12 protein-coding genes are annotated in these 13,941 nt (G+C 60.0%); 9 read left to right on the top strand and 3 right to left on the bottom strand.

What is annotated here, in order from left to right; genetic code table 11:
* Window positions 1-2: 2 nt before the first annotated feature.
* A complete protein-coding gene (locus ACSQ17_RS00350; protein WP_436067114.1) occupies window positions 3-1,637 on the bottom strand; it encodes a methyl-accepting chemotaxis protein in 1,635 nt (544 codons plus the stop codon).
* 331 nt (window positions 1,638-1,968) lie between these two features.
* Here ACSQ17_RS00350 and ACSQ17_RS00345 point away from each other — a divergent pair, with 331 nt between their 5' ends.
* The 3 genes from ACSQ17_RS00345 (at window position 1,969) to ACSQ17_RS00335 (ending at window position 4,596) form a co-directional block, all read left to right on the top strand.
* Window positions 1,969-2,799 (top strand): undecaprenyl-diphosphate phosphatase, encoded by an 831-nt coding sequence (locus tag ACSQ17_RS00345; protein ID WP_436067113.1) that lies wholly within the window; start codon window positions 1,969-1,971, stop codon window positions 2,797-2,799.
* 85 nt (window positions 2,800-2,884) lie between these two features.
* Entirely contained in the window at window positions 2,885-3,853 is a 969-nt protein-coding gene (locus tag ACSQ17_RS00340; RefSeq protein ID WP_436067112.1) for an alpha/beta fold hydrolase, read from the top strand.
* Window positions 3,854-3,870: 17 nt separating this feature from the next.
* Window positions 3,871-4,596: a DUF1294 domain-containing protein gene (locus ACSQ17_RS00335; protein WP_436067111.1), complete on the top strand. Its 726-nt coding sequence runs from the start codon at window positions 3,871-3,873 to the stop codon at window positions 4,594-4,596.
* Here ACSQ17_RS00335 and ACSQ17_RS00330 read toward each other — a convergent pair.
* Window positions 4,593-5,492: a LysR substrate-binding domain-containing protein gene (locus tag ACSQ17_RS00330; RefSeq protein ID WP_436067110.1), complete on the bottom strand. Its 900-nt coding sequence runs from the start codon at window positions 5,490-5,492 to the stop codon at window positions 4,593-4,595. The two genes, ACSQ17_RS00335 and ACSQ17_RS00330, sit on opposite strands and share 4 nt — an antisense overlap.
* A 123-nt stretch (window positions 5,493-5,615) precedes the next feature.
* Between ACSQ17_RS00330 and ACSQ17_RS00325 the strand changes: the two genes are divergently transcribed.
* Entirely contained in the window at window positions 5,616-6,224 is a 609-nt protein-coding gene (locus ACSQ17_RS00325; protein ID WP_436067109.1) for an FMN-dependent NADH-azoreductase, read from the top strand.
* Between the two features lie 61 nt (window positions 6,225-6,285).
* On the opposite strand, the gene ACSQ17_RS00320 is transcribed toward ACSQ17_RS00325, so the two are convergent.
* The gene (locus tag ACSQ17_RS00320) at window positions 6,286-7,872 is read right to left on the bottom strand and encodes an ABC-F family ATPase (RefSeq protein WP_436067108.1); all 1,587 of its coding nucleotides are present in this window, start codon (window positions 7,870-7,872) and stop codon (window positions 6,286-6,288) included.
* Window positions 7,873-8,231: 359 nt separating this feature from the next.
* On the opposite strand from ACSQ17_RS00320, the gene ACSQ17_RS00315 reads away from it, so the two are divergent.
* The 5 genes from ACSQ17_RS00315 to ACSQ17_RS00295 all read left to right on the top strand — a co-directional run bounded on the left by ACSQ17_RS00315 (window position 8,232) and on the right by ACSQ17_RS00295 (window position 13,880).
* Window positions 8,232-9,014 carry a MetQ/NlpA family ABC transporter substrate-binding protein gene (locus ACSQ17_RS00315; protein ID WP_436067107.1) on the top strand — a complete coding sequence of 261 codons (783 nt, stop codon included), beginning with the start codon at window positions 8,232-8,234 and terminating at the stop codon, window positions 9,012-9,014.
* A 276-nt stretch (window positions 9,015-9,290) separates the two neighbouring features.
* A complete protein-coding gene (locus ACSQ17_RS00310) occupies window positions 9,291-10,040 on the top strand; it encodes a GntR family transcriptional regulator (protein ID WP_436067106.1) in 750 nt (249 codons plus the stop codon).
* Window positions 10,041-10,045: 5 nt separating this feature from the next.
* On the top strand, window positions 10,046-11,773 hold the full coding sequence (locus ACSQ17_RS00305) for a fumarate reductase/succinate dehydrogenase flavoprotein subunit (protein WP_436070399.1): 1,728 nt from the start codon (window positions 10,046-10,048) through the stop codon (window positions 11,771-11,773).
* Window positions 11,774-11,899: 126 nt separating this feature from the next.
* A complete protein-coding gene (locus tag ACSQ17_RS00300; RefSeq protein WP_436067105.1) occupies window positions 11,900-12,145 on the top strand; it encodes a 4Fe-4S dicluster domain-containing protein in 246 nt (81 codons plus the stop codon).
* 313 nt (window positions 12,146-12,458) lie between these two features.
* Window positions 12,459-13,880 carry an ABC transporter substrate-binding protein gene (locus tag ACSQ17_RS00295; protein ID WP_436067104.1) on the top strand — a complete coding sequence of 474 codons (1,422 nt, stop codon included), beginning with the start codon at window positions 12,459-12,461 and terminating at the stop codon, window positions 13,878-13,880.
* The last annotated feature ends 61 nt before the right edge of the window (window positions 13,881-13,941 follow it).

Here is a 13,941-nt window from a genome sequence, read left to right as displayed (position 1 = left end):
ATTTATACCCTGAACTGTCCCAGCAGCCTGTTCAGTTGCTCAGCAAGCTGGCCTAGGTGCTGCCCGGCGTCGCTGGATTGTTGTGCTGCCAGGGCATTGTTATGAGCCAGGCTGGCCGCCTGGGTGACATTCTGGTTGATGTCTTCGACCACATGCGATTGTTGCAGCGTCGCGCTGGCGATGGAAGCGTTCAAGCCGGTGAGGTTGCGCAAACCGTTGGCAATCTGGGTGAGGCTGACGCCCGCCTGTCTGGCCTGCTCGATGGTCAGTTGTGAGGCTTTGCTGCTGTCGTTGATGACTTTAACGGCGGCCTCAGAGTTACCTTGCAGGCGTTCAATCATTACCTGGATTTCGGCGGTGGATTTCTGCGTGCGCTGCGCCAGTAGGCGGACTTCGTCGGCCACCACGGCAAAACCACGGCCTTGCTCGCCAGCCCGGGCTGCCTCGATGGCGGCGTTGAGGGCCAGCAGGTTGGTCTGCTCGGCAATCGAGCGAATCACTTCAAGCACGCTGCCGATCTGCGTGCTTTCCTGAGCCAAGGCCTGAATGACTTCGACAGCCTGAGTGATGGTGGCGGACAGTTCGGTGATCTGCCGCAGGCTGCTTTCGATGTTCTGCTGGCCCTGCCGCGCCTGATCTTCGGCGGTATGCACTTCTGATGAAGCATGTTCGGCGTTCTTCGCCACATCCTGAACGCCATAGGTGACCTGGTTGATTGCCGTGGCCACCAGTTCCATCTGCTGTGATTGCTGCTCGCTGTGCTGCTGCGCCTGGCTGGAAATCTGCCCGAGTTCGCGGGCGGCTACATCGAGTTTGCCGGCGGAGTCGAGTGACTGGCGGATCACCTGGCGCAACTTCTCGGTAAACACATTGAAATGGCGGGACAGGGCGGACAGCTCATCGCTGCCATGGGTGTCCAGGTTGCGCGTCAGGTCGCCGTCGCCGCTGGCGATATTGGCCATGGCGCTGACGGCCTGTTGCAGTGGCTGGGTGATGCTGCGCACGATCAGCACCACCAGCAACGCCACCAATATGGCAATGCCGAGGCCGATAATCACCGCTTTCAGGGCCTGGGTCTGGAACTCGGCCTGGACATCATCGACGTACACCCCTGAACCAATAATCCAGCCCCAGGGCTGGAACAGTTCGACATAGGACACCTTGGGCACCGGATCGCTGGCACCGGGTTTGGGCCAGCGGTAGTTCACCTGGCCGGCGCCCTGGCTCTTGCTGATGGCCACCATCTCATTGAACAGGGCTTTGCCGTCAGGGTCCTTGAAGCCCGAGAGGTTCTGCCCCTCAAGTTTGGGGTTGGTGGGATGCATGATCATCACGGGCGTCTGATCGTTGATCCAGAAGTATTCCTGGCCGGCATAGCGCAGGCCGCGAATCGCCTCCATGGCCTGTTTCTGTGCCTGTTCACGGGGCAGGCTGCCAGCCGTTTCCAGGCCATGGAAGTATTTCAGAATCCCGGCTGCACTCTGCACCACATGCTGGGTCTTCTCACCCTTGGCGGCATACAGGTCGGTGTGAATCTGCTGCAGCAACAATGCGCCCTGGATCACCAGCATCAGGATGGACACTGCCAGAATCAGCCACAGACGACGATTGATGGGTAGGCTGCGCAAGCTGTTCATGGGACTAGGCTCCCTTATGTTTTTGTGAGGCGCTCTTATAGGCTGAGCGCGCTGTTTTCCTACGTTAGACCTTAGGCTAATTGGCGGATAAGCACAGTGTAGAAGGCCAATGGCCAGCAGTTGTCTATAGGTGGGCGATTCCGAGCGTCTGGGTTGGCAGCACCATGTCTGTATGTTCTCTGTTAGGATTTGCGCCACTGTTTGTTAAGTGTGTGATTTGGCTGTTTTTTCTGCGCGAGGGAACCTTTGCTCGCAAAGGCTGTCGACGCACTCGCGGGTTCATCATCATCGTTGTTGTTCGTGCCAAAAACGCACGTGTTGGGGAGTGGGGATGGATCTTTGGGTTGCCTTGCAGGCATTTATTCTGGGTGTGGTGGAAGGGCTGACCGAGTTTCTGCCGATTTCCAGCACCGGGCACCAGATCATTGTTGCGGATCTGATCGGTTTTGGCGGCGAGCGGGCGATGGCGTTCAACATCATCATCCAGCTTGGGGCGATTCTGGCGGTGGTATGGGAATACCGGCGCAAGATCTTCGACATTGTCATCGGCCTGCCGAAAGAACCGCAGGCGCAGCGCTTTACCGTGAATCTGCTGATCGCCTTTCTGCCTGCGGTAGCCCTGGGTGTTTTGTTTGCCGATCTGATTCACCATTACCTGTTCAACCCGATCACCGTGGCCCTGGCCTTGGTCATCGGTGGAGTGATCATGCTCTGGGCCGAGCGGCGCACGCACCTTGTGCATGCGGAAAGCGTCGATGACATGAACTGGAAAGACGCCCTGAAAATTGGTTTTGCTCAGTGTCTGGCGATGATTCCGGGCACTTCACGTTCCGGCGCGACGATTATTGGTGGTCTGCTGTTTGGCCTGTCGCGCAAGGCCGCTACCGAGTTCTCCTTCTTTCTCGCCATGCCGACCATGGTCGGTGCCGCGGTGTATTCCGGCTACAAATACCGTGATCTTTTCCAGGCCAGTGATCTGCCGGTGTTCGCCATCGGTTTTATCACCTCGTTTGTCTTCGCCATGATTGCTGTGCGGGCGTTACTGAAGTTTATTGGCAACCACAGCTATGCAGCCTTTGCCTGGTATCGCATCGGTTTCGGCTTGCTGATTCTGGCTACCTGGCAGTTGCAGTGGATTGACTGGAGCACCGTGCAGGGCTGATTGCTGCCGGTGCATTCGGCGGATGAATAAAGGCGCACCTTCGAGTGCGCCTTTGTCATAGTGGCCGCAGTTAATGGAGGCGGATATGGATCAGCTCGAACATCAGATTCTGCAGGTCAACGGGATTGACCTGAGCCTGTACTGTGCCGGCCCCGAGGGTGGGCGACCCGTTTGGCTGCTGCATGGCTTTCCCGAATGCTGGCATTCCTGGCGGCAGCAGATTGCCCCACTGGCTGCGGCCGGTTACCGCGTGCTGATCCCGGAAATGCGTGGCTACGGCCAGAGCAGCGCACCACGCGACCCGGCGGCATACGACGTACTGACCATCTGCGGTGATATTCAGGCGGCCATGGATCAGCTGGATCAGCAGCAGGTGTGTGTGGTGGGGCATGACTGGGGCGCGCCGATTGCCTGGCATCTAGCCTTGCTTGAGCCGCAACGGGTGCAGGCCGTGGTGGGCATGGCGGTGCCGTTTGGCGGTCGGCCCCGGCAGCCGGCCATCGACATCATGCGTCAGCTGTATGCCGGACGCTTTCATTACATCGTGCATTTTCAGCAGCCGGGCGTGGCTGAGGCGGAGATGGATGCAGATATCCCGCGCACCTTGCGCATGATGATGCACAACACCTCCGCCGCTGTACCCAAGGATCACTTTCTGCAGGAAAAAACCGCCGGTGCGGGGTTGTTCGACGGCATGCAGGACCCCGGCACGCTTCCCGTCTGGTGTGATGCGCCGGCGTTCGCACTCTACGTGCAGACTTTCCAGGAGCGCGGCTTCTATGGTGCGCTGAACTGGTACCGCAACTTCGAGCGTAACTGGCAGCGCACCGAGTCACTGGCTGAGCGGCAGGTGGAGCAGCCTGCGCTGTTTCTGCTGGGCGACATGGACCCGGTGGGCACATTGGAGGCCTATACCCTCAAGCAGATGCCCAAGCGGGTTCCCCGGCTGGAGTCGCATGTTCTAGAAAATTGCGGACATTGGATTCAGAACGAGCAGGCTGAGCAGGTCAATGCTTTGCTGTTGGACTTTCTGCAGCGCCACTATCGCGCGTAAAGCTCTGGGATGACGTGATGGAACAGCGTGGCCGGTTACGCAACTGGAATGACGACAAGGGCTTCGGCTTTATTCAGCCGGAGCAGGGCGGTGCAGAGCTATTCGCGCATATCTCGGCCATGCGCGGTGACCGTCGCCCGGTTGCCGGCGATCAGGTGCTGTATGTCGCCGGCCAGGATGCCCAGGGCAGGGTGCGTGCCGAGCATATCCGCCTGGCCGGTGAGCTGGCGCTGGATCGCCCGGCCATTCGCCGTAAACCGCGCGCAGATAAACCGCTAACCCAGTCAGTCGTTAAGCCAGCGAATAAGCCCAAGCTACGATCGAGGCGCAGCCACGACTCCGGGCCGATTCAGCATCTACCGGCGAAACTGGCATTGCTGGCTTTGCTTTGCGTGCTGCCATTACTGGGCAGTTGGCGGGTGCTGACGCAGCTTGGCGTGATGTGGGTGTTGTTGGCTTATCCGCTGGCCAGCATGGTCAGCTTTGTGCAGTACTGGCACGACAAGTCCAGCGCCCAGGCAGGTCGCTGGCGCACGCCGGAGAATGTTCTGCATGGGGTCGCGCTGCTGGGTGGTTGGCCGGGCGCGTTGGTGGCGCAGCAGTGTTTCCGACACAAGACGCGCAAGGCGTCCTTCCAGCTGGTGTTCTGGTTGATTGTTGCTGCGCACCAGGTGGTATGGATTGACTGGTTGTTGCTCGACGGCCAGTTGTTGATGGCTTTGCTGCACGCGGTAAACCGCTAGATCGGTTGCTCCCAACGGCTGACGGCCTCGCTGAGGTGTTCAATCCAGGCGCGCACTGCCGGCAGCATGCCGCGTCTATGGGTGTAAACCAGTTGCAGATTGCCTGCCGGTAATTCCCAGTCAGGCAGCAGGCGGATCAGGCTGCCATCGGCCAGCTCATCCAGGCACAGCGCAGCCGGTAGCATGGTAAAGCCCAGCCCGGCGAGAGCCGCATGCTTGCGCACACTGAAGTCGACGATGGCCAGACGTGCTTCCAGCATGACCTCCTGTATTCGTCCGCTGCCATGCTGGAAGCGCAGGTGGATCTGCCGATCTGCTTCTAATGCGCCCAGGGCTGGCAATTGTGCGAGGTCTTCAGGCGTGCAGATTTCGGCGTTTTCCAGCAAAGTCGGGGCGGCCACCAGAAACGCCTGCGCCGGGCGCAAACGTCGGGTGATCAGCGACGGGTCTTCATCTTCTGCACTGCGTACGCGAAGGGCGACGTCCACGCCTTCATTGAGCAGGTCGATCCGCCGACTGGTCTGGATCAGCTCCAGCTGCACCTTGGGGTAGAGCGCCAGAAAGCTCACCACCCACTCACTCAATAACGCGATACCACCTGGCGCGCTAACCCGTAGACGCCCACGGGGCTCGCTGGTCAGGCTGGCCACGGTTTCCTCGGCCTGTTCGGCCTCCAGCAGCATGGCCTGGCAGTGACGCAGGTAGCGTTCGCCAACGTCGGTCAGTGCCAGTTTGCGTGTGGTGCGTTGCAACAAGCGCGCGCCGAGGCGGTTCTCCAGTTCGGCAATCCGCCGTGATAGGCGCGATTTGGGAATACCCAGAATGCGTCCGGCGGCGGCGAAACCGCCGGCTTCTACCACTTTGGCGAAATAGAACAGGTCGTTGAGGTCATGCATGGCTTAATCGTCCTATCAGTAGGACGAACTATCGCATTTGCGCCGACTAATCGGCTATTGCTTTCATCAGTAGTATCTCCAGCATCTTGATCGCCGTGGGGCGATCTCATTTTGGAGATTGTCATGAAACTACTTCACCTCGATTCCAGCATCCTCGGCGACTCATCCGCTTCCCGTCAGCTCAGCCGCGCCGTGGTCGAGGCTTGGTTGGCCGCTGCCCCTGAGATTCAAGTGAGCTATCGCGACCTGGCCGGCGATGCGCTGAGCCATCTGTCTGCCGCCAGCCTGATGGCAGGCGGTACGCCGGCAGAGCTGCGTGATGCTGCGCAGCGGCATGAAGTGGAGCTGGCTGAAGCCACACTCAATGAATTCCTGGCTGCCGATGCTTTGGTGATTGGCGCGCCGATGTACAACTTTACCGTACCCACTCAGCTCAAGGCCTGGATCGACCGCGTGGCTGTAGCCGGCAAGACTTTTGCCTACGATGAAAATGGCCCGAAAGGTCTGGCCGGTGGCAAGAAGGTCATCATCGTCTCCACCGCCGGCGGCATCCATGCTGGCCAGCCAAGTGGCCAGGCGCATGAGGACTACCTGCAACTGGTGCTGCGGTTCCTCGGTATCACTGACATCGAGATTGTTCGCGCTGAAGGCCTGGCCTACGGTGAAGAGCCGCGCCGCAATGCCCTCAATGCCGCGCATGCGCAGATCGCCGGGTTGTTCGCCACTGCATAAGGCTGCATAGACGAAAAAGCCCGCTCAATGAGCGGGCTTTTTTATGCCGGTTACAGACCGGTCAGACGATCACGCCCTGGCTGCGCAGGTAGTCGTCGTAGCTGCCGCTGAAGTCGGTCACGCCGTTGTCCGACAGCTCGATGATGCGGGTGGCCAGGGAGCTGACGAACTCGCGGTCGTGGCTGACGAAAATCAGCGTGCCCGGGTAGTTCTCCAGCGCCAGGTTGAGCGCCTCGATGGATTCCATATCGAGGTGGTTGGTTGGTTCGTCCATCAGCAGCACGTTGGGCTTCTGGCAGGCCAGTTTGCCAAACAGCATGCGGCCTTGCTCACCACCGGACAGCACTTTTACCGATTTCTGGATTTCATCGGAGGAGAACAGCATGCGGCCGAGAGCGGCGCGAATGTTCTGCTCGCCTTGGGTCCATTGGCCCATCCACTCGAACAGGGTGTCATCGGCTTCGAAGTCGTGGGCGTGGTCCTGGGCGTAGTAACCCAGTTCGGCGCTGTCGGTCCACTTCACGGTGCCGGCGTCCGGGGTCATTTCACCGACCAGGGTGCGCAGCAGGGTGGTCTTGCCGATACCGTTGGGGCCGATGATCGCCACGCGCTCGCCGGCTTCGATGGTGAAGCTGAAGTCCTTGAACAGCACCTTGTCGTCGAAGGCCTTGGACAGTTTGTCCAGGGTCACGGCCTGGCGGTGCAGCTTCTTGTTCTGGTCGAAACGGATAAATGGGCTGACGCGGCTCGATGGCTTGACCTCGGCCAGCTGGATCTTGTCGATCTGCTTGGCACGGCTGGTGGCCTGCTTGGCTTTCGAGGCGTTGGCCGAGAAGCGGCTGACGAAGGTTTGCAGCTCGGCGATCTGCGCCTTCTTCTTGGCGTTGTCAGCCAGCAGTTGCTCACGCGATTGGGTCGCGGCCGTCATGTACTCGTCGTAGTTACCCGGGAACAGGCGCAGCTCGCCGTAGTCTAGGTCGGCCATGTGGGTACAGACTGAGTTGAGGAAGTGACGGTCGTGGGAAATGATGATCATGGTGCTGTTACGCGCCGTGAGGATGTTTTCCAGCCAGCGGATGGTGTTGATGTCCAGGTGGTTGGTCGGCTCGTCGAGCAGCAGCACGTCCGGGTCGGAGAACAGCGCCTGGGCCAACAGTACGCGCAGCTTCCAGCCGGGTGCGACTTCGCTCATCGGCCCGAAATGCTGTTCGAGCGGAATGCCCAGGCCAAGCAGCAACTCGCCCGCGCGGGACTCGGCGGTGTAGCCGTCCATCTCGGCGAACTCACCTTCCAGCTCACCGACCTTCATGCCGTCTTCTTCGCTCATTTCCACCAGCGAGTAGATGCGGTCACGCTCAGCCTTGACCTTCCACAGCTCGGCGTGGCCCATGATCACGGTGTCGATCACGTTGAATTCTTCGTAAGCGAACTGATCCTGACGCAGCTTACCCAAGCGCACGTTCGGCTCCAGCATCACCTGGCCAGCAGAGGGCTCCAGATCACCGCCGAGAATTTTCATAAAGGTCGACTTACCACAACCGTTGGCGCCGATCAGGCCGTAGCGGTTGCCGTTGTTGAACTTCACGGAGACGTTTTCAAAGAGCGGCTTGGCGCCGAATTGCATGGTGATGTTGGCGGTGGAGATCACGAATCTTGGTCCAGATAAGCGGGCGCACGGGCGCGAAAGGGGCGCGATTGTAGCGGTTTACGGCGCTAAAAGGCAGCAGGCGGGACGGGCGGGCTTGCGCTGGCGTGTGCTCGCCATTGGCTGTGGCCGGGCCAACTGGTGCAGTGAGCCCGTAAATGCTCTGCGGCAGCGGTTATGAGGGTGTAGGGCAAGGCAATCTTTATATTCAATAATCGAATAATAAAATAATTATTTAGTATTTTATTGGAATAAATAATCTCAGTAGTGTCGGCAGCAACCGAGCCTGACCGGCAGGTGAAAAATCCGCTCCGCTCGCACCTGAAGATCCAGCTGGGGCATACGAACTGAGAGAACTCACGATGAAAAAGACTTTGCTGCTCACCGCGCTGGCTGCTGCGCTTTCCGTCACCCTGGCGCAGGCCGGCGAGAAACTGGTTGTGGCGGCTTCGCCCGTGCCGCATGCCGAAATCCTTGAGCTGATCAAGCCGCAGCTGGCCAAGGAGGGCGTCGATCTGGATGTCAAAGTCTTCACCGATTACGTGCAGCCCAATCTGCAGGTCAGCCAGAAACAGCTGGATGCCAACTACTTCCAGCATCAGCCCTATCTGGATACCTTCAACGCCAATCGCGGTACGAATCTGGTGAGCGTCAAGGGCGTACACGTCGAGCCGTTTGGTGCCTACTCCAGCAAGATCAAGAACCTGACTGAACTGCCGCAAGGTTCCACTGTGGCCATCCCCAACGACGCCACCAACGGCGGTCGGGCTTTGCTGCTGTTGCAGAAGGCCGGCGTGATCACCCTGAAGCCGGACAGCGGCATCCTCGCGACGCCAAAGGATATTGCCGGCAACCCGAAGAGCATCAAGATACGTGAGCTGGAAGCGGCAACGCTGCCACGCGTGCTTGATCAGGTGGATCTGGCGCTGATCAACACCAACTACGCCCTGGAAGCCAAGCTGGATCCAAGCAAGGACGCCCTGGTGATCGAAGGCCGCGATTCGCCTTACGTGAACTACTTGGTGACACGCCCGGACAACCAGGACAGCGAAGCCATCAAGAAGCTCTCGGCGGCGCTGACCAGCCCTGAAGTCAAAGCCTTTATCGAGAAGAAGTATTCCGGCGCGGTGGTTCCCGCGTTCTGATTCCCTCTACCAACTGACCACGGCGGCCTGTGCGGTTCAACTGCCCAGGCCATTTCCCGCGCCGACGAAGGCTTGCTCTCGTCGGCGTTCTTTTTTGCGCGACCATACCCGCAGGCTGCCGACGCTATGCCGCGTTGGAATGGGTGTTTGCCTGGCCAATGGCTGCTGCGCGCAATGCCATAACCTTATTCGATAACGGTATTTTCAAAGCGATGCTTATATTCGTTATCTTCTCGCTACAACTTGTTATGACAAGTAAGAATCGAGAGTTAGAACATGGCCCAATTGCTTCCCCTGTCACCCGTCCCGCTGTACAGCCAGCTCAAGGAGCTTCTGCGCACGCGCATTCTCGACGGCACCTATCCGCCGCACAGTCGCATGCCTTCCGAGAGCGAGCTGGGCAAGGCCTTCGACGTCAGCCGCATCACCGTGCGCCAGGCCCTGGGCGATCTGCAGAAGGAGGGGCTGATCTTCAAGATCCACGGCAAGGGCACCTTCGTCGCCAAGCCCAAGGCCTTCCAGAACGTCAGCACCCTGCAAGGCCTGGCCGAGTCGATGACGCAGATGGGCTATGAAGTGCTCAATCGCCTGCGCAGCCTCAAGTTCGTGCCCGCCAGCGCGCTGGTCGCCGAACGCTTGCAGGTCGAAGAGGGCAGCCTGGTCACCGAGATCAAGCGGGTGCGCTTGATCAACCGCGAGCCGGTTTCGCTGGAAGTCACCTACCTGCCGCAAGCCGTTGGCGAGAAGCTGGAGAAGGCCGACCTGGCGACCCGCGACATCTTCCTGATCCTGGAAAACGACTGTGGCATTGCCCTCGGCCACGCCGACCTGGCCATTGATGCGGTGCTGGCCGACAGCGACCTGACCCAGGCGCTGCTGGTCGAGGAGGGTTCGCCGATCATGCGTATCGAGCGTCTGACCCATGCCGCCGATGGCACGCCGTTGGATTTCGAACACCTCTATTACCGCGGCGATGCCTTCCAGTACCGCCTGCGCATCGACCGGCACAAGGGCGCGCACCAATGAATGAGATCAACACCATCGAACAGCAATACGACATCGTCATCATCGGCGGCGGTACGGCCGGGCCGATGGCGGCAATCAAGGCCAAGGAGCGCAACAAGGCATTGCGCGTGCTGCTGATCGACAAGGCCAACGTCAAGCGTAGCGGCGCGATCAGCATGGGTATGGACGGTCTGAACAACGCGATCATCCCCGGCCACGCCACGCCCGAGCAGTACACCAAGGAAATCACCGTGGCCAACGACGGTATCGTCAACCAGGCCGCCGTGTACGCCTATGCCACCCACAGTTTCGAGACTATCGAACAGCTGGATCGCTGGGGCGTGAAGTTCGAGAAGGACGAGACCGGCGACTACGCGGTGAAGAAGGTGCACCACATGGGCGCGTACGTGCTGCCGATGCCGGAAGGCCACGATATCAAGAAGGTGCTGTATCGCCAGCTCAAACGTGCGCGGGTGGAGATCACCAACCGTCTGATTGCCACGCGTTTGCTGACGGATGCCGAAGGCACGGTCAACGGAGTGATGGGCTTTGACTGCCGCACCGCCGACTTCCATGTGATCAAGGCCAAGGCGGTGATCCTCTGCTGCGGCGCGGCCGGACGTCTCGGCTTGCCGTCTTCGGGCTACCTGATGGGCACCTACGAGAACCCGACCAACGCCGGCGACGGCTACGTCATGGCCTACCACGCGGGTGCCGAGCTGGCCAACCTGGAGTGTTTCCAGATCAACCCGCTGATTAAGGACTACAACGGCCCGGCCTGCGCCTACGTCACCGGCCCGCTGGGCGGCTATACCGCCAACAACAAGGGCGAGCGCTTTATCGAGTGCGACTACTGGAGCGGCCAGATGATGTGGGAGTTCCACCAGGAACTCGAAGGCGGCAACGGCCCGGTGTTCCTCAAACTCGATCACCTGGCCGAGGAAACCATCCAGAACATCGAGGAAATTCTGCACAGCAACGAGCGGCCGAGTCGCGGCCAGTTCCACGCCGGGCGCGGCACCGACTACCGCCAGCACATGGTCGAGATGCATATCTCCGAAATCGGTTTCTGCTCCGGCCATAGTGCTTCGGGCGTGTGGGTCAACGAGAAGGCAGAGACTTCGGTGAAAGGCCTGTACTCGGCGGGTGACATGGCCGCCGTGCCGCACAACTACATGCTGGGGGCGTTCACCTACGGCTGGTTTGCCGGCAGCAACTCGGCTGACTACGTGGCTGAGCGTGATTACAGCGAGCTGGACCAAGCGCAGATCGAGGCAGAGAAAGCGCGGGTGTATGCGCCGCTGCTGCGTGAGCACGGCCTGCCGCCGGCCCAGGTCGAGTACAAGCTGCGGCGCATGGTCAACGATTACCTGCAGCCGCCTAAGGTGACCAAGAAGATGGAAATCGGCCTGACTCGTTTTGCCGATATCCAGCGTGACCTCGACCAGCTCAAGGCCAACAACCCTCATGAGCTGATGCGCGCCCTGGAAGTCAGTGTGATCCGCGACTGCGCCGAAATGGCTGCACGCGCCTCGCTGTTCCGCAAGGAGAGCCGCTGGGGCCTGTATCACCACCGCGTCGATCACCCACTGCGCAATGACGCCGAGTGGTTTGTGCACTGCCACCTGAAGAAGGACGAGCACGGCCAGATGGTCAGTTTCAAGAAGGCGGTGGAGCCGTATCTGATCGCCCTGGATGACGATGAACAACAGGCCTACAACCGCCTGCGGGTGAAAACCGAGGCTGCCGCGTAGGACAGTAATTGCGGGAGGGGCTTCAGCCGCGACATTTGTTCGCGGCTGAAGCCCCTCCCACGGCAAGCAAAGTTATGCGTGACACCCGTACAGAACAACGAGCCGCAGGCTCCAAGGAATCGTGAAATGGCTTATCAACCGCAGGAAATCTTCTTTCGCAGCAATGCCCCGGTAACGGTCGATGAGGACAAGTGCATCGCCCACAAGGGTTGCACCGTGTGTGTGGAGGTCTGCCCGATGGACCTGCTGGCCATCAACCCAGCCACCCAGAAGGCCTATATGGCCTTTGACGAGTGCTGGTACTGCATGCCGTGCGAAACCGACTGCCCGACCGGCGCGGTGAAAGTGGAAATTCCTTACCTGTTGCGTTGACCAGGGTGCGCGGCGCGCACTGCTGGTCGATGGTGCGCCCGGCGCACCCTACAAGAGCAAAAATGCCATCCGGCCAACCACCGGACGCCTGATGTAACACCCCCTCGTTTCCCACCACTTACAGCGTGGCGGAGACGATTCCAACAGACCAGGTAAACACTACTGCGCTCGGTTAGCGGCCTTGAACCACAGACTCAAAATGCTCATTGGCTAGAGCCAACTCCGCTTTTTCATCTGCGTTTCGCCTTGCTTACCCTTCGCTCGCTACGTGTTAACCCTGTCTGCATAACTACTGATTCGAGGGGAAACACCCATGATCTTGCGTACTACTATTGCCGGCCTTGCGCTGGCCATCAGCAGCATCACCGCGGCTCAGGCCCAATCCAGTCAAGAGCCGATCCGTATCGCCATCGGCACCCAGGACACCACCATCAACTGCGCCGCCGGCGGCCTGCTGATCCGTGAGCTGGGGCTGCTCGACAAGTACCTGCCCAAAGACGGCAAGTACAAGGATGCCAAATACGTCATCGAGTGGAAGAACTTCACAAGCGGTGCGCCGCTGACCAATGAAATGGTCGCCGGCAAGTTGGACTTCGGTGCGATGGCCGACTTCCCTGGCTCATTCAACGGCGTTGCACACCTGGATGCCGGCAAACGCAGCCTGTTTATCAGCGTGCTGTCCGGCAGCATCGAGGGTAGTGGCAATGGCATCGTCGTGCCGGCGTCTTCCAGCGTGCAGTCGCTGGCCGAGCTGAAGGGCAAGACCATTTCCGTACCTTTTGCCTCCACCGCCCACGGCATGCTGCTGCGTGCGGTTGCCGCTCAAGGCTGGGACCCGGAGAAGGACGTGCGCATCATCGCCCAGGCACCGGAAATCGCCGGTTCTGCGCTGCGCAGCAACCGCATTGAGGCGCACGCCGATTTTGTGCCGTTCGCCGAGCTGTTCCCCAACCGTGGCTTCGCCCGCAAGATCTACGATGGCTCGCAAGCCAACGCACCGACGTTCCACGGCGCCCTGGTGGATTCCGAGTACGCCAAAAAGTACCCGGAAGTTGTCACCGCCTATCTGCGCGCAGGGATAGAAGCTGACCAGTTGCTGGCCGCTGAACCGGAGAAATACAGCGAGCTGATCGAGAAAGTCACCGGCATCGAGGCCGAGGTCAACTACCTGTTCCACGGCCCGCTGGGCTTGCAGACCCGCGACCTGAGCTGGAAGCCGGAGTATCGCCAGGCGGTTACTACCTCCATCGAAACCCTCAAGCTGCTCAAACGCACCGACCGCGACCTGAACATCGACAGCTTTATTGATGATCAGTACATCCGTGCGGCGTTCAAGGCCTCCAACCTCGACTACTCCAAACAGCTGGAGAACTACGCCCAGTTGCCACTGCAGGCCAATGATGCGGTGACCGGCAAACCAATCACCGACTTCAAGCGCCTGGCGCAGATCTGGGTGCGTGGCGAAGACAAGGTGCGCCATTACGCCTCGCCCGAGGCTGCGTTGAGCGCCCTGGCCACGCTGGAAGAAGAGGGCAAGGACATCCGCGCCATCTACGCCCAGGCAGCGGACAGCGGCATCAAGCTGCTGGCCAACCAGGCCTGGTTCGTCCGTGATGCCAAGGGCCAGCTCAGCGCCTTCCTGCTCAAGCAGCAGGCCGAGCAGTACGCCCAGCAGCATGGCGGCACCGCGCTGGATTTCGTCAGCGCCAACCAGCAGTTGCTGGCCAGCCGCTAAGACCTACTCCCTCTGCCCCCCCTTTCTCGCTCAGGCGAGCGGGGTGTGGCAGAGGGTTATG

Source organism: Pseudomonas sp. LjRoot71 (assembly GCF_964253255.1).
Taxonomy (GTDB): domain Bacteria; phylum Pseudomonadota; class Gammaproteobacteria; order Pseudomonadales; family Pseudomonadaceae; genus Aquipseudomonas.
This window is presented reverse-complemented; position numbering and strand designations above follow the sequence as displayed.